The organism is Halomonas sp. CSM-2 (assembly GCF_002119345.1).
In the GTDB taxonomy this organism is placed as follows: Bacteria; Pseudomonadota; Gammaproteobacteria; order Pseudomonadales; family Halomonadaceae; genus Vreelandella; species Vreelandella janggokensis.
On sequence record NZ_NBYR01000006.1, the window covers coordinates 198,919 to 222,211 of the forward strand.

The following is a 23,293-nucleotide window of genomic DNA, read 5'->3' on the forward strand; positions in this document are numbered from 1 at the left end:
AACACGAGCGATTTATCCTTACCGAAGTTGCCATGGAAACGGAAACAGAGGTTCGAGAGCTACTGCCTGAGCTGCCATCAAGAATTTGTCTAGTGGTATATACCGGCCCCGGTGTCATTCCAGAAATTGGTAGTGCAGGATCACCTCTAGCGCCGGGGCTCGTGAGCTGGACACTCGACCCATCGCGTCCGGAGGGCGTCCTCACCATGGTTCACTCTCACCTGCGCTCAACCTTATTTCATGAGTTTCATCACCTGGTGCGCGGCCACCTGATAACCGGAGGCAAACCGGTATCCTCTTTTATGGAGGGCGTTATCAGCGAGGGCTTGGCAACTGCATTCGAGCGTGATGCTGCAGGCAGTCAGCCCCTTTGGGGGCAATATCCACCGGAGGTGGAAGCCTGGGTTGATGAGCTTAAGTCCTTGCCACTTTCCGCCCCCTATGCTGACTGGATGTTCCGGCACCCTGACGGCCGACGTTGGATTGGTTATCGGGCAGGTACTTACTTGGTTGACCAGGCAATTGCCGCATCAGACGCTAGCGCCGCACAGCTCGTATCGGTTCCGGCGGCTGAGATCATCGAATTAACCAGCAGATATCGATGACTAGAACCAACACCAGAGCAGCACCCTCGCGTCAGCTTCAAAATGTATCGGGAATGCTGCGAGAAAATGGGAAGGCGCTCAAAGAATGACTTTATAAAGCGTTCTCGGCAAAAGCACGGACCACGGCTACCGATCTGTCGACGTCAAGACCTTGGGCTTCGGCCCACTCTCTCAGTTGTTCGCCATGATGAAGGTGCCGGACCAGGTGCTAATCGCAAGGAAATACTGTATTCAGGAATGGAAGGTCTTCCTTAGCTGGCTCAGGTAGATGAATTACCTGCGCAATGTAAGCGTTCATTCCAGGACGTCCTGCCACCCCGCTGAAAATCGCCCTACAGTAACCTCATATTTTCCAACACGAGGTTACCCCCATGAAAAAGCACCGTACGCCGGAACAGTGGCAGGCCCTGGTTGATCAGCAGCACGCCAGCGGCTTGTCAGCTCCGCAATTTTGTAAACAAGAGAGCATTGGCTATGCCAGCTTCTGCCACTGGCGCAAGCGTTTGTCCGGCCCCTCGGCCAAGGAGTCGGCAGGATCCGGTGACGCCAGCTTTCTGGATTTGTCATCGCTGATGGGGACGTCGCAAACCTCTGGCCCAGGCTGGAACATTGTGCTTAGCCTCGGCAACGGCGTCGAACTGCGGCTGAGCCAGAACGGATGATCGGGCTCGATAGCCAGGCGCGCATCTGGCTGTGCACCGAGCCCACCGACATGCGCAAATCGTTCCGGGGTTTGAGTGCCCTGGTCCGGAATCAGCTCCAACACGATCCACTCAGCGGTCAGTATTTCGTCTTCGTCAATCGCCGCAAGACCCAGATGAAGATGCTGTATTTTACCGCCACCGGTTATTGCCTGTGGGCCAAACGCCTGGAGCAGGGGCAGTTCCGGGTGCCGTTGTCCGCCTCCGGTCAGCGAGCCCTTACCCTGACGGATCTGCAACTGCTGATCGATGGCATCGAAGTGCAAAAATACCGCCAGTTCAAGCGTTTTCGAGGGGTATAGACGGTCAGCTTCCGGTATAATATTGGCCATGAATTCAACGGCCTTCACTCCTTCTTCTAACGCGCCTTCCTCCTCGGCTCTAGCCGAGGAGAATGCCGTGTTGCGGGAGCAGTTGGGTGCCCAGGCGGAGGCCATTCGTCAGCTGACGCATCAACTGGACTGGTTCAAGAAACAGCTGTTCGGCCCCAAATCCGAGAAGCTGGTTTATGATATTCCGGAACAGGACTGCCTGTTCCCGTCAGAGGATGCCCCGTTACCGAAGAAGCCTGCCGACGATGAACCACGTCCGGTTCGGGCTTATCAACGCGGTACCGCCAAGAAACAGCGGGACGACGACTGCCTGAACGACACCGGCCTGCGCTTCACCGCGGATGTGCCCGTAGAAGTCATCGAGCATCTACCGCCGGAGCTGACCGGTCCTGATGCCGATCAGTATGACATCATCGGCACCAAGATCACCTACCGCCTGGCCCAGCGGGCCGCCAGTTATGTGGTGCTCAAGTGCGAGCGCCCGGTGTTCCGACGCAAAGGAACCGGGAAGCCGGTGACGACGAGGGCGCCGTTCAACGTACTGGACAACAGCCTAGCCGATGTCAGCCAGAGTCTGTCAACGTAGATGTCGCGTTTAAGTCATCAGCTCTTTAACAATTGGCCGCCTTTTCCGGGTTCAGAGTGACTGATTCCGGCAAGCTGAAGTTTCGGATATCACCAGACCAGCGACGCGGGTTCTCGGCTTTCGCCGCTTCGATAATCTGTTTTCGCTGGGCCAGGATCTGATCAGCTTCGCCCGTATGGCGTTGCTGAGGTGTTACGTAGTTCAAGGCGCTGTGTCGGTGCTCGGTGTTGTACCAGCGCACGAACGCCAGTACCCATTTGCGGGCCTCCTCGATCGTTCTGAAGCCGTTTACCGGGAACCCCGGGCGGAACTTCAGGGTTTTGAACAACGACTCCGAGTAGGCATTGTCGTTACTGACCCGGGGGCGACTGTTCGAGGGCGTAATACCCAGATCGTACAGTTTCTCCAAGAAGGTCGAGGCCTTCATGGGGCTGCCATTGTCGGAGTGCAGCACTAGAGGCTTGTCCTTCGTCGCCAGGTGTTCACGCCAGTAGGCCTTCTCGATGAACTCGCTGGCAAGCTCACCGGTCTCACTGTAATAGACCTCGTGACCGACGATCTTGCGGCTGTATACGTCCAGCATCAGATACAGGTAGAACCAGGTGCCTTTTGCTGGCCCCGGCAGCCATGAGATATCCCACGACCACAGCTGGTTCGGTTCTGTGGCCTTGTGTGTAGTTGCCCTGCGCTTGCTCTGGGGCGCTTTTTGCCGACCCCTGAGGTGTACTTGATCCTTCTCCCGCAGAACCCGATAGAAGGTGGATTCCGAGGCCAGGTAGCGACCCTGATCCAGTTGATCCGCAACGATGAAGGCCGGCGGACAGCTTCGATATTCCTTCTGGTTGCACAGTGAGACCACGGCCTGACGCTCCGCCTCCGAGAGTTTATTGGTGGGTGCTGGTCTGGGCACCACCGGTCGTTGATCGGCGCTGACGGCCTTATCTGCCGTCCAGCGCTGATAAGTGCGTATACTCAGGTTCAGCAAGGCGCAGGCCTTGACCAGCCGGGCTCCGTTACCCTGAGCCTCTTGGATCAGGGTAACCGCCTGCTGGCGATCCGGGAGGCTGGTCATTCGTCCTCGTCTTTGGGGCCCCAGATCGCCTCGGCTTTTTTTGACAGCGTCAGTAGTGCAGCCGTTTCTGCCAGAGCTTTTTCCTTGCGTCGCAACTCGGCTTCGAGTTTTTTGACTCGTTTTTTCTCAGCCCTGGCCGCTTGCCGATTCTGCTTGGCCTGTTCATCCGACAGGGCATTGGCTCCCATGCAGGCGGCTTTCCAGGTTTCGATTTGTTCCGGGTAAAGGCCATTCCTACGGCAATATTCACTAAGTTCCGCCTCCGTCATCGGGGCGGTTTCCAGAACAATGCGGAACTTCTCTTCGCTACTCCACTTGTCTGGATGAGCTGAATTCGATGGCAAAACGGCACCTCGTCCTCTGGCGGCTTTACGCCAATTGTACAAGGTTGCGGTACTGATGCCTTCCTGGCTGGCCAACTCGGCAACAGTCAGACTGTGAGGTGGGGCCATCTTCTGGAGAATGGCTTCTTTACGTTCCGGTGAATAATGGGGCATGGTTGTCCTCTGAAATATTCAGGCGACAACTACGCTGACACATAGGGTTTTGGAGCCATGGGTTGCCGGCCTCAGTCTTCAGCAGCCGTATCGATGGCGTGATGACATATAGACTAATGCCCAAGTGTAGCGTTTATCTTCACTGTTTATAACTTTTAGTCATTGGTATCGACCATCAGTGTAGTCATGTCCGCCGGCCCCCGTTGTGGCCATCTTGTGCTTGCGTTAGTCACCGATAATGTCGCCTGCGTATTAGCTCAGCGCCATCAGCTTCGGTAGTCCCTTCAGCAAGGTGGGCCACCATTTGTCAGCGGCGTCACCGAGGTGAACGGTGATACGCCTTGCGTGCAGTGACAGCGTGGCGGCAACCTTGAGCACCTGTTCGCGCATTCGGCTCAGGCTCCAGCCTTGGCGGGTTTGTAGCACCAGAAGACAGCGCAAGCCATGCAGGATCTGGTAGGCGTAGAGGCTCAGTAGCAGACTCACTTCGTTTCGGGCCATCACGTTTTGAACGGTGGAGGCGCCCCGATCCGTCGAGGAGATATGCACGTCGAGTGCTGATTTCAACTCGCCCATGTGGGCTTCGGCACTGCCGCACTTACGGTAGAGCGCCAGGACTTTTTCTGGCTGCCAGTGGAACTTGCTGAGGTTGGTGACCAGGAAGAAGGCATGCAGCAACCCTGCCAAAGGACGGTTTCAGCGAGGTTTGAAACGCATTGCGTGGTGGTGTCGCAGAAATTGGCACTTGCCTCTCTTGGAGCAACATAAGATGTTGAGACGCAAGGTTCGGGAGCACTTCGCTTACTACGGAATACGCGGGAACATGAAAGCCCTGCAGGTATTTCGTTATCGGGTGGAGCGCACTTGGATTAAGTGGTTGAGTCGTCGATCCCAGAAAGCACAGATCACCTGGGATCGAGGTCACCAACTACTGCAGCGTCTGCCTCTTCCGATGCCAAAAATCGTGCAGTCTTGCTTATCCTTCAGCGAAACTGATGGTTGAGGAGCCGGATGCGTCAATTGCGCACGTCCGGATCTGAGGGGGCCGGGCCGAGCAATCGCCAGGTCTACCCGACTTACATAGCATGGCGACGATTGTTTGAAACGGCGAAGGCAAAAGAGTAAGCGTGGCTAAGAGCGGTGATAGGCGCTGACGGACCAACAACAGATACCAACATAGCCCTTTGATTACAGCTTTGTCTACGTGCTTGTGCTGTGCGCCTTTATGGGATTTGGCGATAATCGCAAGACCATTGTGTTTCGAGATTACAACGATTTGGGTTTGACGATATGTATAGATGCACCCATTTTTTATCGGGCAGTATATGTTTCATAATATGTCCCCCACCGTGAGTGAACACGGTGGGATATGATTCCTTATCTCAAAATTCAGTTGGCGTAATCACGCGAGAACGCCGCCAGTGATGTCTTCAGGTCTTTCTCAGCAATTGCGGCACCAATGCTGCGAAACTTCCAGCTGCTGTTATGACGATACACGCTACCCATGATCATGCTTACTTTGCCCGAGAACGTCGGGTCATTAGCCACGTCAAATTTTGCGAATTCGCTGCCAGTACCGGCTTTACCATTATGGATACGAATGCCTGCAAATGGGATATCACCGAAGTTCTGCTGTGAAAAAGAATTCAAGACCAATGCAAGTGTGGTGACGTCACCCGGCACTTGGTTTAGGTTGATCTTGATCACTTCATTGTCTTGGCCATCATCGCCGCCAGTGTCACCCGTGCGATCGTCGCCGCTGTGGTGAATAGAACCACACTTTGATTTTAGCTGACGAAACCATACCGTATCGACCAAATTACCCTGGGCATCAAACATGCCAACTGAGGCATCCAGGTCAACGGCGACGTGCTTTTTACCACCGAATAAGCCTCTCTTTTCGATGGCGCCCCAGTTTACGCCGATTTCGATGTAATCCAGGCTGCCACCGCCTTCTTTTTCAAGACTGATACGTTGGCCTTTGGCGAGGCTAATAGACATATTGAATACTCCATAAGTTGCGTAAATGCCGGTTGCCGGCGGGGTTAGCTAAAGGGCCACCGCTTATCGGTGCTCCTCTAAATGGATTAGCCGAACAAGCTACCCAAAAAGCCTTTCTTTTTCGCGGAGGTGACGTTTTCAAAGCGATAGGGAATGCGGAATTTCTTGTTGTATGGCTCTGACTCACTGGCCTGTGGTCCTTTAAATACCGCGGGGCCCACGATGTCGACATCAATGGCAGAGTCCCGCCAGAAGATCCAAGCGGTTTCTTCCTGACCAGGCGCTGAGGTTTTGCCAGAGGGCGCCAGGATCACTTCTTTTTCCGTGACGATCGCGTACCCAATGATGTAGGTGTAAATGGTGGGGTTACCGGCATCTGGTGCCTGGTTGAAGTCGAAGCTGCAAGTAACCTCGTCGTTGCCATAGGACATTTTCATTACTGGTCGCAGTGACGCCACCGACACCGCGCCATTACCCAGGGCAGAATAGACACTAAAACATAGCGCTACCGGCCCTCCGGCGCGCTTTGCGATGTCACGTGCTACGGTAATGACCTCTTCACCTGGCGCATCGAAGCTGGCGCTCTTTACATCGCCGTGATGGTGGGCAAAGGGCATCTCCTGCAATGCCCCTCGGTACTCCCCGTCAATCAGGTACATTTTGCCGTTCGGAGCCAGAAGCGAGCAGCGTAGGTCCAAGTCGTCATTCCCATCATCACCGTCACCGTTGTCTACCCACTGGGCCCGCACAATAATATCGGAGCTACCTTTGGCAAGGCTGATAGTGGCAGTCTGGTCTGCTTTGGTCAGATTAATCATGGTGGATCTCGCTGGCTTGAGAATTAAACCCGGATTTGCAATGCGGCTACCCGCTTTGCCCAATTGGTGTGGCACGTCGCTTCTAGCATCTGGCCACTGTCTTTAAATACCGCTTCCGAACTGCTGAGCAAGGCATGGGCCTGAGGCTGCTGGCGGGCCATGGCTTGAGTAAAATGTTCTTCAATCAGAGCAACTTGCGCAGGGTGAACGCAGGTCTTGGCATAAAACCCCCAAGCGATGTCTAGGGCGACTTCTCGAGATAGGGTGTCGGGTTCTCCTATCAGGTCACACACGGGGGCTGACAGCTCAAAGCCGGCGGGCCTGAACACAGTAATGAGCCGCTCCATAGTTGACCGCAAGGGTGTATCGTAGAAAGTTTGTCCCGGCTGTCGTTTTAGACCTATGGCACCTAATAGATCATTGGCGCCAATACGCAGGGCGATGACCGGGTTACATAGGTCTTGTACCGCGTCAAGTGTGGCGATCGCGCCGTCTTCACGAAACAACACAGGGGTTTCGAGCGTTGGCATGATGGCAAGCGTCTTATTACCATCCAGCACGTCGCGCCATGCGGGCATCGTTTTGTGGTCAAACTTTGGAATCACTATCCCATCGAGGCGCGCCACTGCGTCAGGCGACTCCAATAACTGGCGCAGCACAAAGGGATTACGCGGCCTAACAAAACGCAGAAAAGGCACGCTTTTAGGTGCGGCCTTTAGCGCTTTAATTAGTCGTTGCACTGCCCAGGCGACAGCATCGGGCACCACTGCATCTTCAGTACACAGAATGATTGAGCGCGCATCATTGCAGCCATCCACTAGAATCTGATCCAGTGTTTTGTGAGTGGCTGGCACATAAAGTGAGGCACCTAGCTGGCCATAACGGGGTGTCACCATTAGATAGTCTCCTGCCGGGCAACCGCTTTGATCAATGAACAGGCGTGGAAGGGCATATCAGCGCATACGTCAACCGGCACGCCTTTTTCCTCAGCCAGCAGCATAAGATGCTCTACATCCGGGTGAGCAGTATCACGCACCATCAGCAGCGCCGGCACGCGGCGTAGCATGACGCGTGTGGCCTCAGCAATGCCCGGTTTGATATAGTTAATGTCATCGACGCTATAATCGCGCTGGATCTTTGCGAGCATTTCTTGCATCAGGAAGCGCTGGCACGTGAGATCACTCTCAGTGGGTAGATTGGCGCCGTCAAAAGGTTGCGATAAATGGTTTGCAACACGGTCTATGAATGCCTGAGATTGGTCATATGGCGCTAAGTCGGTATACAGGACACAGCCATGAAAAGCGCCCTCTGGCACTTGATGGTTGAGTACCGAACGCGATACAAGTCCTGACACGGTAGCGTTGAGAATGCCAGAAGGGATGGCATAGTCCTCACAGGTGGCCGCATAATCGGCGGTACCGCCAATGTCAGAAATGACTGCCAACCGGGTAGGGATGAAACTCTTACCTTTGGTACGCCGTGCCGTGTTGTAACGCGACATGTCGGAGCGCAATTCACGGGTAATCACGCCTTTTGCGGTCCAAGCATCAACAAATACTATCCGCTTAGCATCAACGCCTACGTGATCCAGCAGATAATCCAGCGCTGAGGTATCGATGCCACGGTCACGAATAACGGAGACGCTGTAGTGCTGGCAGGCTTGATTTTCATAATCCACTAAGGCGCGTCGAAGTAGCGCGCCAGCCGGGGTGCCGGCGCGTACCAAGCTAACCAGCGTAATGGGTGTAGCGCTATTTCCCAGGTCGGTCACCAGTTGATTAGCGAGCTGGCGGACTTCGCGGGCTAGCCTCGGGGCGTAGCGTTCGCAAAGTGTCTCAAACAGCGCCAAGTATCGTGTGCTAGGAGCTTCCTCACGATGAATCATTTCACTATAGTGGGCTTGGTCTGTTTGAATGCGGTGCTCTTTCTCTTCAATCGAAAGGTATTCAGGCTCTATCGGTGTGAGAAGAAACTGGCAGTCATCCGGCTGGTAAGAACCGTTAAAGGGAGCAAGTGGGGCCATTACGGTCATTGGGCGAGTTCCTTTACAGCGTTCCAAACTTGGCTACCAGTGGGCATCATGGCCATATCGCTATGTGTCATGAACGGGAGATCCGATAGGCTGTCGCCAATCGCGATGATGGTGTCTTCTGGCTGACGGTACAGCTCCTCTTCGAGAAGAAAGCGACACGCCTCTGATTTGCTGGTGTAGGAGGGGCGTAGTGCGGCATTTCGGGTGTTGGCATGAAGCGATAGCCCATGGGCTTGGGCAACCTGCGATAGAAGCGTGTGAGCCACTTCAGGCAGCTCTCCCGTTGCTTTGATCGACAAATAAACAGGCACTGACAAGTCTTCTAGTTGGCGCAACGTAAACTGCAGGTGCGGGACTTCACGCTGCAGCGCCTCGCTAAGGTCAGCGTAGGCCCGACCAATGGCTAGGTATGCTTCATCCAAGTGCGGCGCCAGGCGGGTTTGCCATGCCGGCAATACGTGGCCTTCCGATATAACTAGCGCGCCATGGCTGACCACGGCATAGTTTCTTGGGAAGGACAACGCTACACGGTCCAGTGCATAGCTGGTTCTTCCTGTCACCGGAATAATGAAGTCGGCCGCACCACTGAGCAGTTCCCACAGCGTGCGTTGCTGGTGAGTCTGAAACGAAAGTGGAGCGCCGTTACCATCGACGGCCGCGAGTTGTACCCGTTCAGCATCAATAGGCAATGATCGTTCACTGGCAAACAGTGTATCGTCGAGATCTGTCAGAAGGATCAGTCGGCCCGGGCTCATGCCACTTGCTCCTGTTGGTCGTTAGCCTGTAGGCGGTGGGCGGTCTCAAGCGCTTGGCTTAAATGTGGCAGACCGATGCCATCAAAGGCCAGCGGCTCACGCTGTAGCGGTGCGTTGTAAAGGAAGTGGGTTTTATTGCTATCGCCAGGAGCGGGGTGCTCTAGCCGATTCGCTACTTCATCACCCAAGGCAATGGGTGAGCGTGTAGAGCTCTGAAACAGCACATCCATCCCAGTCGTTTCTAAAGCCAGCGCAACACAGAAGGGGATATCTAAGAATTCGCCCATGCCGTACACCACATAGGGTTTACTGATATGAAGTTTCCGCGGGAAAAATTCGTCTTCCAGTAATGCTTTGTAGGTACTAAACATCATGCCGTAAAGCCCTTGTCTCTCCAGTGGCAGCGGCGCTGACTGTGTGGAAAGTGCATCGCAGAAATCGACATCGACATTATCGGGTAGGGTGGCCCGATACTCTGGGTTGGCAGCGAAGGAAAAGGTTCCCGCCATCAGCTGTACGAAGTTGACCTCAATGCCCTGAGGTAATAGTGACAGGAATTTTACCCGTGCTTCATCGTCTAGCCAGCTCACGATTGACACAATGTGCAAACGCTTAACCCGTGAAAGCTCGGGTTGCTCCATAAGTGCATGGGCCAACTGCGCTAAGGTGCGTCCCGTGGATATTTCATCGTCGACAAGTACGAGATCTTCGGTTGATTTTACGGCCTGCAACGCTTCGCCCTGCAGACGGGCCATATGCATCGTATCAGCGTGGGAGTGTGCCTCGCGGATGCGTATCCAGGGTTCTGGCACCAGGAAGCGCGTGGTGTGATGAAAAACGCTATGTTTATGCAGTCGTCCCAGATGGCGGGCAACCCCTGCGCCTAAGCCAACAGCCGTTTCAGCCATGCCCACCACATACGCGGTACTCCCATGCAGCTGGATGGCTTGGGCTAACTCGGCGTGTATCGCTTCCATTTTAGAAGGCCGCACCGGAATATGCTTGCCAAGTACGCGGGAGACGAACAGGTAGCCGCGTCGCGGATTGAGACGAGACGCAAAAGCGATTAATTCGTCAAGGCGGTGGCCATTTTCGGTCATTGTCATCGTTAGCCGACCGGCCTGGATGTCTTTAATCAGACTCTGCGTGCTCATAGAACATATTCCAATCAGTATAAAAGGCCCTGACCCTCCCCCCTTTCCGCACCATAAGCAGCTTTTCAGAGCAAACAGCGCCCAACAACGGTAGTCAGTGTCATGTAATGGTCAGGGTAGGGTAGGGTGGGTTGATTTAGGTGAGTGGGAGCCGCCGCTCCCACTCGTACTCCAGCTTAAGAGGCGTTTAAGCCATACTTGGAGGCGAGGTCGCCCAAGCCACCGCCAAAGCCTTGACCAATAGCGCGGAACTTCCATTCGCCGTTGTTACGGTAGAGTTCGCAGAAAATCATGGCATCTTCAATCGAATAATCTTCTGACAGGTCGTAACGAACGACTTCTTGGTTGTTGTCTTCGTTGATAACGCGAGCGAAAGCGTTCTCAACTTGGCCGAAGTTTTGGCCGCGGTTAGCTGAGTCATGGATGGTGACGGTAACAGCAATTTTATCGACGTCCGCGGGTACCTTGGACAGGTCGACCTTGATGACTTCATCATCGCCCTCGCCTTCACCAGTGAGGTTATCACCCATGTGCTCAACCGAACCTTCCGTAGACTTCAGGTTGTTGTAGAAAATGAAGTCTTTATCACTGCGGCATTTGCCTTCGCTATTGACCAGGAAAACGCTGGCGTCTAGGTCAAAATCATGACCGGTGGTCACACGAGCATCCCAGCCCAAACCAATACGAATCTGCTTGATACCCGGGGACTCTTTACTCAGCGAAATGTTGCCGCCTTTGGAAAGAGAAATAGACATATGCTGACACCTCATCGTTAGTTAATAGATTGAAAGTGGCCAAGTTATAGCTTGGCCATAAAAAGGCCTTACTGTAGGCCGTAACCGGTTAGGAATGCTGCCAAGCCGCCCGCAAAGCCATCGCCTTTAGCTGCAAAGCGCCATTCGCCGTCTTTCTTGTAAAGCTCACCGAAGATCACTGCCGTTTCGGTGGAGTAGTCCTCTGAAAGGTCATAGCGTGCAACAGGATCGGTGCTGCCATCTTTTAAGATGCGTACGAAGGCATTGTTGACCATGCCAAAATTCTGTCCACGCGCCTCAGCGTCGTGAATGGTGACGACCAGGACAACTTTTGCTACATCGGGATTCAGCTTTTCAAGGTCAACGGTAATGGTTTCGTCGTCGCCTTCGCCTTCTCCAGTAAGATTGTCACCAGATGACACGACACCACCACACGGTGAGGATAGCTGGCTATAGAACACCAAGGCACCGGCTTCACCGACAGGCTTGTCATTAGCATCCAGCAACAGAGCAGACGCGTCTAGATCGAAGTCTGCACCATCAGTAATACGGGTATCCCAGCCCATGCCGAGGGTGAATTTTGTGGCTCCTGGGGCTTCCTTAGATAGGTTAATACGGCTACCTTTGCTCAGGTCGATCATGCAACTCTCCTTATTACGTCATATTGGTTAGTGCCCGGTAATAGGCACTGGCAAATGTCCTTGAGACGCTTGCCAGTATCTCCTCAGTGGGAGGCCTAGACGACTCGACTTTCATCTTGTATCCATAGAAAAACTGCAGCACTTTGAATCACCCGGTAGAAGCAGGAGGGCCTGTTTTAGAACGCTTCCCGCTTTACGACCAACGTGAAGCAAAGCATGGGATATCGACAGCTGACCCAACGATAACAGATGCACGCTTGGATTAGGGTAGGTATGAGCCAGCGACAGGTCGCCAGAAAACCTGACATCCATAACAAGATTATAAGCCGTAAGTTGATGACAATCGGCAATTCACGTTAAATTGAATTTTGAAACCCCTAAGGCATCATAAGGTGTAAGGTATTCTTAGTACACCCCTATCAATAGGATGAATAGAGGTGTGAATAAATTTGTGAGCAGCTAGGGTAGTTCAGTAACTCAATATGAATAAAAAAATAAAATTAATCAATCACCTGGCGACATTCAATAAAACGATTATCGATGCTTTAAGGGAAGAATAATTGATGGGTACCAAACTGATTGCAGGGCAGAATGCCAAACTCAATGACTCACAGCTCACGTTCAGTCTCGCCGTGGGAAACGACCAAGGGGCTGGCCTAGACGCCTCAGTCATTCTACTGGCTAACACAGGTAAGGTGTCGAGCGATGATGACTTCATCTTCTTCAACCAACCCAAGCATCCCTCAGGTGCCGTAGAACAAACAGATGGATCGACATTTTCGGTAGATCTGAGCAAGGTGCCTGGACACCTTGAGCGCATAGCCTTCGTCCTCACCGTTGATCCTGGGCTATTCGCGCTGTCCAGCGGCTACCGTTTTGACCTTAAGGGTGCCGGTGAAAATTTTGAATTTAGTGGGCAAGGCACTGGGCGCCAGGAAAAGTCGCTCATCGTGTGCGAGTTGTACCGCCGCAACGGCGATTGGAAAGTGAAAGTGGTTGACCAGGGCTTTGCCGGTGGCATGGCGCCGCTTGCCGAGCATTTTGGCGTCGATGTCGACAGTGATTCCAAGCCAGCGCACACGCCAACACCGTCCCCGGCGCCAATCTCTCCTAAGCCCCAAGATAAGCCTTCGATTAATCTCAGCAAGATCACCCTTGATAAAAAGGGCGATACGATTTCGCTTGAGAAAAAATCAGCTACCTTCGGCAAAATCCATGTGAACCTCAACTGGGATCAAACTGCGGGAGCGGGTGCCAGTAAAAAAGGTCTATTCGGGTCGTTACTGGGCGGCAGCCAGGGTGGAATCGATCTTGATCTTGGCTGTATGTTCGAATTTAAAGACGGCAGCAAAGGGATTGTTCAAGCCCTAGGGAATAGCTTTGGCAGCCTGGAAAGACCGCCCTATATCTTTCTCGATGGTGACGATCGAACGGGGTCAGTGAACCAAGGCGAAAATCTGTACTTGAACGGCAAGCACTGGGGTGACATCAAGCGTGTGATGGTCTTTGCCTTCATTTATGAAGGTGTTGCGAACTGGGCACAGACCAATGGTCGCGTATCGATCAAAGCCCCCGACCAGCCAGAGATCGAAATCCGCATGGACGCCAGCGGGAAAAACGAGAATTTCTGTGTGATTGCGATGCTGGAGAATCAAAACGGTGCCCTGAATATTTCTAAAGAGGTGAACTACTTCGGCAGTCACAAGCCAGCGGATAACCATTATGGTTTTGGCTTCCAGTGGAAAGCCGGCACTAAGTAACGACATAACGTTGCTTACTCCTACTGTGCAGTGCCGTTCTGCTATGGTACTGCTTCTCAATATGCTTGATAAATGCATTGAGGAAACCATGCGCCGACTCCCCGTATACCTGGTGCTTGATAAGTCCTATTCCATGGCTGGTGAACCGATTAATGCGGTGAACCAGGGCTTGCAGGCCTTAGTCGACATGCTGCGCCAAGATCCTTTCGCGCTTGAAACCGTTTATCTGTCAGTGATCGAATTTAGTTCAGAAGCCCGCCACACTGTGCCCTTGTGCGACCTGATGACCTTCCAGCCTCCGACGCTGAAGCCTGATGGTATGACGGCATTGGGCGCGGCACTCAAACTTACCGCTGAACGTATCCATGAGGAAGTTCAGTCTTCCTCCAGCAGCTCGAAGGGTGATTGGCGTCCTTTGGTGTTTGTCTTCACTGATGGTGTGGCCAACGACGACTTAGACACTGGCATCCAGGCTATGAAGAGTGTCAGTGTGGCTAAGTTGGTCGGGTGTGCTGCTGGCGCCGACGTCGACACGGGCGATCTGCAGCGCTTTGCCACCGACATTGTTCGGTTGAACGGTAACGACGCCGAATCTATCCGTGCCTTTTTTGCTTGGGTCTCAGCCAGTGTGTCAATGACTAGCCAATCCGTTGAGTCTGGTGGCAGCGATGGCAGTGCTGAGCTGCCGCCCCCGCCAAACGAAATCCGAGTCATCAATCTGAGCAAAAACTGAGCTAGGAGCTACCATGGATCGTCGTTTACCTATCTATTTACTCATCGACTCGTCGGGTTCAATGCGCGGCGAGCCCATTCAGTCGGTCAATGTGGGCTTGGCTGCCATGTTATCGGCGCTGCGCCAGGACCCTTACGCTCTCGAAACCGTTTACCTATCAATCATCACTTTTGATCACGAAGTGAAAGAGCTGCTCCCCCTGCAAGCCTTAGAAAGCGCCCAGGTGAATGACATTGAGCTGCCGCGCTCCGGTGCAACGCACATGGGCGAAGGCCTCAATATGGTTTGTGACTGCGTAGAGCGGGATATTCTAACGTCTACGTCCGATCAGAAGGGCGACTTCCGGCCCATGTTGTTCGTGATGACCGATGGATCACCCTCTGATCTGATGGAGTTTGAAGCGGCGGTGCAGCGTATCAAAGGTATGAGGTTTTCTGAGATTATCGCGTGCGCGGCAGGCCCCAAGGCTAAACAAGAGCACCTAAAAAAGTTCGCGACTAAAACGGTCAGTCTTGAACACATGGACAGCGCTGGCTTTGCGAATTACTTCCAATGGGTGTCAGCGTCTATTGCGGCTAGCGCCAGCGGCCAACACAACGGGGCAGATGACGATATCACGCTGCCACCACCCCCCGATGAAGTCCAGGTTGTCCTGTAACCGAGGTATTAATGAGACGCTTACCCATTTTCTTTGTACTCGATGTATCAGAATCCATGGCTGGAGAGCCCCATGCGCAACTGCAGCGGGCGGTGGAGTCTATCGTTGAGCAGCTTCGCCAGGATCCAAGCGCTCTGGAGACCGTGCATATTTCAGTGATCGCCTTTGCCGGGCAGGTGGGTACCGTGGTGCCTATGGTGGATCTTATGGGGTTCTATCCCCCGCGTTTACCTCTTGGCGGCGGGACGGCCCTAGGGGAAGCCTTGGATGAACTGATGACCCGTATTGAAGTGGACGTAAAAAAAACCACGCCCAACCAGCGGGGAGACTGGGAGCCTGTCATCTATCTATTGACCGATGGGCGCCCCACTGATCGCACCGATGCCGCTATCAAACGCTGGCGCCAGCACTATGCCAGCCGTGCCCATTTAATTGCGGTCACCCTTGGGGGGGCTGCTGATACACAAGTGCTCAAGCAACTGACCGATGACGTGGTTTCGCTAGATAACGGTACCGGTGAAGATTTGAGTCGCTTTGCCCGCTGGGTCTCTGCGTCCGTCGCCGCGCAGAGCCAAGCGCTGGATGTGGGCAAAAACGCGCCAGGGATCTCACTCTCCAAAGCGAGTGATGTGGGCATAAGCTTGGTAAAAGATAGTGACACGGCGCCGGTCGATGATCAGGTCGTGGTATTTACCGGACGCTGCCATCGCCAGAAGAAACCGTACTTACTTAAATACAACGCCGTTCCGGTACCAGGTAGTTTTGGGGTTCCAGCCGCCCGCGGTATTTATGGGCTTGAAGGTGTTTATCCACTTAGCGAAGAGTATTTTGAGTGGTCCTCAGAGGGCAGCACTAACGCAACTGTCAGCAGCGACCAACTAGAAGGGGTGCCGCCGTGCCCACACTGCGGCGCGGTCACCACGTTTGCATTATGCGGCTGCGGCAAACTGATGTGTTGTAACGGCCCCGGCAAGCAAGTGTGCCCTTGGTGTGACGCTAACGTAGCGTTTGGTCAAGGTGGCGGCGGGGGTGGCTTTGATGTGGGCAGGGGGCAAGGGTGAAGGAATCACAAGACTATTATCGTCGAGTCATTAACAGTTTATTTGAAAAGCCTGGGCAACGACTTCCCGATCAATTGATTGATAAAGTGATGCAGGAGACAAATGGCCCCGCTTTAATTGATGATTTTCGCGAGCGGTTTAAAATAACCATGGCAGAGCACTTTAAACAAGCAAAAGAGAACGGCACGAAAGCAAATCAAGCGGGTTCCGCCTTTACGCCAGGCATCCCCATCAGCGATAGCGAGAAACGCGCAGTGTCCGAAAAGAACAATGCTAATTCCGATAATGCACCCCAAAACCGGGCTGCGGGTGCGCCCCTAAAGCCTGGTGATATTCCCTCTTCGACTCCTAAAGATGCGCTTAAACCAGTGGTGGCGTCTCGTACTGAAAGTCTTCCCAATGGTCGTTCGGGGCAACCCTATGACGTTTGCCTTGATGATTTGCTTGAGAATTTGCCTGCGAAACTGCAGCTTGAAACTGACGGGGGAAGTGGACTGTCATTAACCAAAGATCGCCGTTTACAAGGAACACCGACTGCCCAGGGTACTCACCAGCTGGAAGTCCATGGACTTAATGAGCAGGGCGAGACGACATTGCATGCCACACTTAAGCTGGCGCTGATCCCTAGTTCCCGCGACTTATGGAAAGACCTGCCGTCTGATCGCAATGCTCTCTATGCCAAGCCTGATGAAGACGTTGAACGTTTAAGTGGTGATGATGGGTGGCACATGGTCATGGGATCACAGCGCGGCCGCTCTCATGCCCATCGGGGTGGTCAGCGTGATGATCATGGTACTATCGCACGGGCAACGACAGGCTGGAATATGTTGATCGTGGGGGATGGCGCAGGCTCCTGTGAGTACGCTCGTCAAGGGAGCTTGTTAGCAACGACTGTGGCCCGTGATGAGCTGTTGAAGTCATTGTCGGCGAGCGAGGGGGCAGCGTTAGAAGCTGCAGCGCTTTCGTGGTGGAAAGATGGTGATCGTTCCCGAATGTCTCAGGAATTACTTTTACCGCTGCAGCAGACGATGATTACCGCGGTGCATGCGGGCCATCGAGCGATTGCTGAAGAAGCCAAAGTCTCGGGGCACCCAGTGAAAGCTTTTTCGACAACTTTATTACTCGCGTTGCATAAAAAGACGCCTGACGGCCACATCGTGGTGTCGTTTGGGATTGGCGACGGCGCGGTTGCGGCTCTTTACGAGGGTCGACAAGCCCAGATGCTTAATACAGCTGATTCAGGCCAGCATGCCGGGCAAACCCGTTTTCTTGACGCACCACTTTTTCAAGAAAGCGAGGGACTGTACCAACGGGTGAAAATCAACGTTTTCTCTGCATTGGATGCCATTATAGTGGCCACCGATGGCGTGACGGATCCAAAATTCAGCTCTGATAACGATATGCACGACGGCGAAAGCTGGTGGGCGCTTTACGATGAACTGGCGCCAGCTCTTTTCACACCCGCAGAAGAGGGTAAGCGTGACCCGATACAGGAGTACTTGAGCTTTTTTGTTGAACGCCACCACGACGACCGTACGTTGGCAGTGCTTTATCGTGACAGTGTCGCTTCATCGGATATCCGCGACTTGGGGTTCACTGCATGAGCGCACCCATCATTACGTTGACAGCCTCCAACGGTGAGCAAGTCCAATTTCGTGACAAAATCATCGCAACGGGAGGTATGAAAGATGTCTACGCCAGCCCAGACAAACGCTATGTGGTTGCCTTTTACCGCGCGCAGCTAGATGACGCAGCCCGACAGCGCCTAGAGATGATTACCGGCGCTTACCGTGAGCGCATCTTTGACAATGAGCAGGGCGCTTATTGGGATCAACTGTACTGTTGGCCCACGGCAACGGTGGAGCATAATGGTCGTACCGGGGTAGTGGCACCGTTCTATCGTGACCATTTCTTTTTTGAGCATGGTTCGTTCAACAACGATATGCTTAAGATTCAGGGCAAGGATAAAGAAGGCAAGTGGTTTGCGTCGCCCAACAACCAATTCAAGTTTTTGGACGAACGAGAACGTGGCAACTGGCTTAATTACCTTCAGCTTTGCTTGCGGTTGTCTCGCGCCGTTCGACGGCTACACGCGGCAGGGCTCGCTCATAGTGATTTGAGCTACAAGAATGTGTTGTTAGCACCGACGACCGGCAACGTCTGTATTATCGATATGGATGGCCTGGTCGTGCCCGACCGGTTCCCACCAGAGGTAGTGGGCACCCCCGATTTTATTGCTCCTGAATGCGTCGCAACGAGCCACCTGCCTAAGACTGACCCACAACGAGTATTACCCAGCATTTTCACCGATAGGCACGCGCTCGCCGTTATGGTCTATTCGTTGCTGCTATTACGACATCCCCTGCGTGGACAAAAAGTGCATGCCGATGACCCAAGCGAGGATGAGCGTCTGACGATGGGCGAGCAGGCGCTGTTCGTGGAGCATCCCAGCGACAAGCGCAATCGGCTTAGCCCATCAGAATCAACGAAGCCGACTGAACTGCCATGGAAAGATCCTCAAAAGCTTCCCTACACCGTAACCGGTCCCTATCTAACTGCGTTGTTTGATCGTGCATTTATCGACGGGCTGCATGACCCTAGTAGTCGTCCCAGCGCGGATGAATGGGAGGTTGCGCTGGTTAAGACGGTAGACCTGATTCAGCCCTGCCAGAATAGCGCCTGCCAACAAGCCTGGTTTGTCTTTGATAACACCACGGTACCTCGCTGCCCCTTCTGCCAAACTCGATACCAGGGAAAGCTGCCGGTGATTAACCTCTATTCCTTGCGAGGAGATCGTTATCGGCCGGACAATCACCGCTTGATGGTGTATTCAAACCAGAGTGTTTTCCCTTGGCACGTCGATCGCACAATTATGCCTAACGAACGGCTTGGCGATGAGCATAAATCGCGTGTGGGCTACTTCGTGCAGCACCAGCAGCGGTGGTTTTTAGTTAACGAAAACATGCCTGATTTAAAGAATGCCACTACAGGAGATGCTGTGCCAATCGGTGGCAAGGTTGAGCTGGAGGACGGTCTCCAGCTGCTAACTGGCAAGTCACATGGTAGCCGGTTGTTCTATCTGCAGATGGTGTAGAAGTGCGCCTCTGGACTATCGGTATTTGTGGGCTTTCATGCTCATTTAGATAAAACCATTGTAACTATTCAGCAGATTCCAGGCTGCACTCGCCAACCTGTTGTTTCCTCTGGAATAGTAACGCCATTCAGCAACTGCCTCATCAGGTAACATGACCATCAGCGATATCAACGTCGACGAAGCCCTGGAACGGGTCAGGCAGCAGCTCAAGGAGACGACACGGTCTCGCCTTCGCTGCGTACTGCCATCGACGTGTTGATGCTGCTGGTCAAGCTGATGGCGGACCGGTTGGCGACTAGTAGCCGCAACAGAAGCAAGCCACCCTCGCAGGATCCCAACCGCCAGCGCCGTTCACAGGCTATCGGAGAGCGAAAGCCCGCCGGTAGCCTGGGCATGAAGGGACGACATTGGTGCCCGTCGATGATCCCGACGAGGTCGTGACGCTGTCTGTCGACCGTCGAACGCTGCCAAGGGGCGTACCTATCGCCCGGTCGGCATCGAGAAGTGTCAAGTCAAGGACATTCTCATCCAGTCGATGGTCACCGAGTATCGGGCCGAGGTGCTGAAAGATGATCTCGGGCGGCGCCATGTGGCCCCGTTCCCCGACGGGGTGAAGCGCCCGATCCAGTACGGTCCGCGGCTCATGTCGTCTATCTCTCGCAGTACCAGCTGCTGCCCTATGCCCGAATCCAGGCACTGCTGGCCTCGTAGTGCGGTCTCTCGCTGAGCACCGCCACCTTGTTTGCCTTCAATCAGGAGGCTTATCAGCGGGCCGAGCCTTTCGCCGAGTGGTTGATCCCGGCACTGAGGCAAGCGGCGACAGTTCATGCTGACGAGACAGGTATTCAAGTTGGCGGCAAGCGCTACTGGCTATACAGCGCCTCTAATCAGGCCCTGACCTGGTTGGCGCCGCATGCCAAACGGGGTCAGGAAGCCATGGATGCCATTGGCGTACTGCCTTGAAAGACCTTGTCTACCAAGCGCAGCGCATCTGGAGCAAGTGGTTGAGGCGTCGCTCTCAGAGAGGATATTTCTCCTGGACGAAGGCCAATCTACTGCTGAAGCGCCTACCGCTGCCGAAGGCGAGGATCATCCATTGGCTAGTCTTTCAGTGAAACTGATGATTGAAGAGCCGGATGCGTCAATCGCGCACGTCCGGATCTGAGGGGGCCGGGTCGAGCAATCGCCCGGTCTACCCGACCGTTTTATAAACATCAGGTTAAAGACTGTACTTATCACCTTGATAATTTTTTGAGGGGATTACTCACCAGAAGCAGGCCTCATCTCCGGTTCAATGGTCTTGCACTCAGATCACACTACCCTTGGTAAGCAATCGTACAATCTGAGTGCCTTGTTTGTGAAAGCTGTCGATTCGGTAAATCAGAGAGTATTAGCCAGGAAGCTGTCTACCACCGTGTACTGCGCAATGATGAAGGCGATATAGCACGCTGCCATTATCACGCCTGCTATGCGACCGATCTTGCCCACTAAGAGCAGAAAAACCGCAAAGATGAGTGTTACCAGCACGACCGCGTAGATGTCGAAAGATGCAAAACGTGGATCGATCAACAAAGGCTTGGCGACGGCAGAAATTGCCAAGACAGAGAGAATATTAAAGATATTGCTGCCAATGATACCTCCTACGATCATATCGTTCTGGCCCTTACGAGCAGCAGCTACGCAGGCTGTCAACTCAGGCAGCGAGGTACCAAAGGCGATAAGTGTCATACCGATCACGGCTTCGGGCACGCCGAGTGCAACACCTCCAGCAACCGCTCCCTGAACCAGAATCTCGGACCCAATCAGCAGAGTTAAGATGCCGACTAGCAGCATAAGTCCCGGAAAACGGCTGCCGGCATCATGCTCTTCCACTTCGTCTACGTCGAGCTTGCTAGCCTTGTACTGGTAGAGCACGTAGCCGGCAAGCGCGATGACCATCACCAGACCTCCCCATGCTGGCAGGATGCCGGCGACTACCGCCGCCGCCATACCGGCTGTAGCGACCAGCATTACGACCGTATCTAGAACTACATCGGCGCGGCTGAAGACGACAGGTGCAATCAGGGCCGACACCCCAATTACCATGAAGACGTTGGCAATATTTGAGCCAATCACGTTGCCGACCGAAACTCCGGGAAAACCAGATAGGTTGGCGTTGACAGAGGTGAAAAGTTCCGGTGCTGAAGTGCCGAACGCTAAAACGGTGGCGGCAATGAAAAGCTTTGATAATCCTGACCGTCCGGCGACCGTCACGGCGTTATCGACCGTCCAATCTCCTCCCTTGATCAACATCCAAATGCCAAACGCGATTGCGCCGAATGCAATCAGAGAAAGTTGGTAAGTACTGAGGTCGTGCATGTTTTTCTTGCTCCTGAAAAAAATAAAAAAGGCGGAAAGAGGAGACGGTTTGTGTTGATGAAGGGGTTAGTTATAGATCGAATTCTTCAGGCTTGAGGCCAAGCTCCCTTGTGATATCTCGCACCATGGCTTTCTCGTTGTCATCGAAATCCCCATCGGCCGCACCGATGGCGCACACGACACGAACAATGACCCGGGCTTGATCCTCCTTGCCGCGTACCTTTCCGACAGTCTGCAGAGCATTTGCCTTTCCGATTTCATGATCAAATTCGAAATCGCCAACGGCTTTATTAAACACCTCAATCACCTGTCGGATATCGAAATGCTTCAGCTCGTCCGAGCGCTCTAAAAACGCTGCCATTTTTTGTTTTTCTGAGGCATCGACTGTGCCGTCAGCCGCGGCTACGAGGGCGCAGCCGGAAACTACTGCTTCCATAAAATCACGGTTCTTGAACTTCGCTACCTCTACTGCCAAGTTTTCACGTGCCTTAGTAATGTTTTCTTTTAGCCAATTAAGTGCCATCTTGCTTCTCCAGTCTGGTAATGAGTCATTAAACCTGAATCCGTGAGACCGGCCCCCGGAAGCACTTCTAACCCACTGACCTGCATGGCAATATAGCCATTATCGCCATTCACCCAGACAGTGCCATGCCCAACATAAAGTTCCGCGCCAGTYGCCGCACCCTCACCAGCCACGCCGGGCTGTCCATCATCGGGCAATGCTTCGAGATCGCTGGCGTCGACAGCATCGACAGCCGCTTCCCCACCACGCTGGGCATGCGCACCAGTGACGTGATCAAGAGCTACCTGGGCCTGCTGTGTCTGGGCATGAGCGACTATGACGCTGTCGAGAACTTCCGCCGCGACAAGCCCTTCCAACAACTGCTGACCCTGCAGAAGGTGCCGAGCGCGGCGACGCTGCGACAGCGGCTGGAAAAACTTGCCGCCAACGACCTGCAGGCGCGCACCGCCACCTGGTCCACGACCCTGCTGTCACTGATCGAAGCACCGATCACCGCCGAGACGACGCACGTCTGCCTGGACATCGACACCTTCGTCATGGACAACAGCAACTCGAAGAAGGAAGGCGTCTCGCGGACCTACCAGAAGGTCGATGGCTACACCCCGATCGCCGCCTATCTGGGCAACGAAGGGTGGTGCCTGGGTCTGGAACTGCGGCCTGGCAAGCAGCACACCATGAAGGAGAGCAACGCCTTCCTGGAGCGGGTACTGCCTCGCGCCCAATGCYTGACCAAGCAACCGATCCTGTTACGCGAGGACAGCGGCTTCGACAGCCAGGCGCACCTGGCGCTTCTCGAACAGCAACGCCAGGTCTTTGCCGACGAGGGGCGCCGGCTCGACTATGTCGTCAAATGGAACCCGCGYGGCTCGGCCACGGCTGATCGAGATACCTGGCTGGCGGTGGCGGCGGACTACTGGGAAGAGCTGCGTCCTGGCAAGCGCCAGGCGCTGTGGMCGCAGACCGTCTCGATCCACGACGACAACAAGACCGAATACGTCGTCCAACGCGTGATGCGCCTGGTAGAGCGCACCGCCGATSGCGATGGCCAGTTGCTGCTCGAACCGGACTATGAGTTGGAAGGCTGGTGGACCAGCCTGGACGAGGCGCCGGAGGCGGTGATCAAACGCTACCAGGCGCATGCCACCCATGAGCAGTTT

Annotated in this window: 23 protein-coding genes and 1 pseudogene; 12 read left to right on the top strand and 12 right to left on the bottom strand. The window is 54.0% G+C overall.

All coding sequences use genetic code 11. The annotated features are described in order from the left end of the window. Positions 1-32: 32 nt before the first annotated feature. The 4 genes from B7L15_RS06880 (at position 33) to B7L15_RS06895 (ending at position 2,224) form a co-directional block, all read left to right on the top strand. On the top strand, positions 33-605 hold the full coding sequence (locus B7L15_RS06880) for a DUF2268 domain-containing putative Zn-dependent protease (RefSeq protein WP_176243651.1): 573 nt from the start codon (positions 33-35) through the stop codon (positions 603-605). 371 nt (positions 606-976) lie between these two features. After that, complete coding sequence (gene tnpA / locus B7L15_RS06885; RefSeq protein ID WP_085918256.1) at positions 977-1,267, top strand: IS66 family insertion sequence element accessory protein TnpA; 291 nt, start codon at positions 977-979, stop codon at positions 1,265-1,267. Further along, positions 1,264-1,608: an IS66 family insertion sequence element accessory protein TnpB gene (gene tnpB, locus B7L15_RS06890; protein ID WP_085918257.1), complete on the top strand. Its 345-nt coding sequence runs from the start codon at positions 1,264-1,266 to the stop codon at positions 1,606-1,608. Before tnpA ends, tnpB begins: the two co-directional genes overlap by 4 nt. A 28-nt stretch (positions 1,609-1,636) precedes the next feature. Beyond that, positions 1,637-2,224, top strand: a complete 588-nt coding sequence (locus B7L15_RS06895) for a hypothetical protein (protein WP_254902866.1) — start codon at positions 1,637-1,639, stop codon at positions 2,222-2,224. A 25-nt stretch (positions 2,225-2,249) separates the two neighbouring features. Here the strand turns inward: B7L15_RS06895 and B7L15_RS06900 are convergent. From B7L15_RS06900 to B7L15_RS06950, 10 genes and pseudogenes are all read right to left on the bottom strand, one after another. Continuing rightward, a protein-coding gene (locus B7L15_RS06900) for an IS3 family transposase (RefSeq protein ID WP_139839356.1) occupies positions 2,250-3,793 on the bottom strand; the annotation gives its coding sequence in 2 pieces (ribosomal slippage) (positions 2,250-3,322 and positions 3,322-3,793; 1,545 coding nt in all). Positions 3,794-4,045: 252 nt separating this feature from the next. Beyond that, a pseudogene (locus B7L15_RS06905) lies at positions 4,046-4,486 on the bottom strand (transposase); the annotation flags it as partial. 696 nt (positions 4,487-5,182) lie between these two features. Beyond that, entirely contained in the window at positions 5,183-5,794 is a 612-nt protein-coding gene (locus B7L15_RS06915; protein ID WP_085918259.1) for a TerD family protein, read from the bottom strand. A gap of 86 nt (positions 5,795-5,880) precedes the next feature. Next, on the bottom strand, positions 5,881-6,612 hold the full coding sequence (locus B7L15_RS06920) for a hypothetical protein (protein WP_085918260.1): 732 nt from the start codon (positions 6,610-6,612) through the stop codon (positions 5,881-5,883). A 23-nt stretch (positions 6,613-6,635) separates the two neighbouring features. Further along, positions 6,636-7,508: an aldolase/citrate lyase family protein gene (locus B7L15_RS06925; protein ID WP_085918261.1), complete on the bottom strand. Its 873-nt coding sequence runs from the start codon at positions 7,506-7,508 to the stop codon at positions 6,636-6,638. Next, positions 7,508-8,644 (bottom strand): cysteine protease StiP family protein, encoded by a 1,137-nt coding sequence (locus tag B7L15_RS06930; protein WP_085918262.1) that lies wholly within the window; start codon positions 8,642-8,644, stop codon positions 7,508-7,510. The genes B7L15_RS06925 and B7L15_RS06930 overlap by 1 nt, the downstream gene beginning before the upstream one ends. Next, positions 8,641-9,399, bottom strand: a complete 759-nt coding sequence (locus tag B7L15_RS06935) for a hypothetical protein (RefSeq protein WP_085918263.1) — start codon at positions 9,397-9,399, stop codon at positions 8,641-8,643. The genes B7L15_RS06930 and B7L15_RS06935 overlap by 4 nt, the downstream gene beginning before the upstream one ends. Continuing rightward, positions 9,396-10,553 (bottom strand): phosphoribosyltransferase domain-containing protein, encoded by a 1,158-nt coding sequence (locus B7L15_RS06940; RefSeq protein WP_085918264.1) that lies wholly within the window; start codon positions 10,551-10,553, stop codon positions 9,396-9,398. The genes B7L15_RS06935 and B7L15_RS06940 overlap by 4 nt, the downstream gene beginning before the upstream one ends. 176 nt (positions 10,554-10,729) lie before the next feature. Beyond that, on the bottom strand, positions 10,730-11,308 hold the full coding sequence (locus tag B7L15_RS06945; RefSeq protein ID WP_085918265.1) for a TerD family protein: 579 nt from the start codon (positions 11,306-11,308) through the stop codon (positions 10,730-10,732). A gap of 68 nt (positions 11,309-11,376) precedes the next feature. Continuing rightward, positions 11,377-11,949 (bottom strand): TerD family protein, encoded by a 573-nt coding sequence (locus tag B7L15_RS06950; protein WP_085918266.1) that lies wholly within the window; start codon positions 11,947-11,949, stop codon positions 11,377-11,379. Positions 11,950-12,512: 563 nt separating this feature from the next. On the opposite strand from B7L15_RS06950, the gene B7L15_RS06955 reads away from it, so the two are divergent. The 7 genes from B7L15_RS06955 to B7L15_RS19745 all read left to right on the top strand — a co-directional run bounded on the left by B7L15_RS06955 (position 12,513) and on the right by B7L15_RS19745 (position 20,218). Further along, the gene (locus tag B7L15_RS06955) at positions 12,513-13,709 is read left to right on the top strand and encodes a TerD family protein (protein WP_085918267.1); all 1,197 of its coding nucleotides are present in this window, start codon (positions 12,513-12,515) and stop codon (positions 13,707-13,709) included. A gap of 88 nt (positions 13,710-13,797) precedes the next feature. Then, positions 13,798-14,442, top strand: a complete 645-nt coding sequence (locus B7L15_RS06960; RefSeq protein WP_085918287.1) for a vWA domain-containing protein — start codon at positions 13,798-13,800, stop codon at positions 14,440-14,442. 13 nt (positions 14,443-14,455) lie between these two features. Continuing rightward, positions 14,456-15,100 (top strand): VWA domain-containing protein, encoded by a 645-nt coding sequence (locus B7L15_RS06965; protein ID WP_085918268.1) that lies wholly within the window; start codon positions 14,456-14,458, stop codon positions 15,098-15,100. 11 nt (positions 15,101-15,111) lie between these two features. Further along, positions 15,112-16,161, top strand: coding sequence for a TerY-C metal binding domain-containing protein (locus B7L15_RS06970; protein ID WP_085918269.1), 1,050 nt, complete (start codon positions 15,112-15,114; stop codon positions 16,159-16,161). Further along, complete coding sequence (locus B7L15_RS06975; RefSeq protein ID WP_085918270.1) at positions 16,158-17,765, top strand: protein phosphatase 2C domain-containing protein; 1,608 nt, start codon at positions 16,158-16,160, stop codon at positions 17,763-17,765. The genes B7L15_RS06970 and B7L15_RS06975 overlap by 4 nt, the downstream gene beginning before the upstream one ends. Further along, positions 17,762-19,255: a helix-hairpin-helix domain-containing protein gene (locus B7L15_RS06980; RefSeq protein WP_085918271.1), complete on the top strand. Its 1,494-nt coding sequence runs from the start codon at positions 17,762-17,764 to the stop codon at positions 19,253-19,255. The genes B7L15_RS06975 and B7L15_RS06980 overlap by 4 nt, the downstream gene beginning before the upstream one ends. A 738-nt stretch (positions 19,256-19,993) precedes the next feature. Continuing rightward, complete coding sequence (locus B7L15_RS19745) at positions 19,994-20,218, top strand: IS66 family transposase (RefSeq protein WP_254902867.1); 225 nt, start codon at positions 19,994-19,996, stop codon at positions 20,216-20,218. A gap of 417 nt (positions 20,219-20,635) precedes the next feature. Here the strand turns inward: B7L15_RS19745 and B7L15_RS06995 are convergent, their stop codons facing one another. Continuing rightward, the gene (locus tag B7L15_RS06995) at positions 20,636-21,613 is read right to left on the bottom strand and encodes a calcium/sodium antiporter (RefSeq protein WP_085918273.1); all 978 of its coding nucleotides are present in this window, start codon (positions 21,611-21,613) and stop codon (positions 20,636-20,638) included. 70 nt (positions 21,614-21,683) lie between these two features. Further along, on the bottom strand, positions 21,684-22,136 hold the full coding sequence (locus B7L15_RS07000) for a tellurite resistance TerB family protein (protein ID WP_085918274.1): 453 nt from the start codon (positions 22,134-22,136) through the stop codon (positions 21,684-21,686). 125 nt (positions 22,137-22,261) lie between these two features. Here B7L15_RS07000 and B7L15_RS07005 point away from each other — a divergent pair. Beyond that, on the top strand, positions 22,262-23,293 hold a 1,032-nt coding region (locus tag B7L15_RS07005), incomplete at its 3' end, for an IS1380 family transposase (RefSeq protein WP_085918275.1).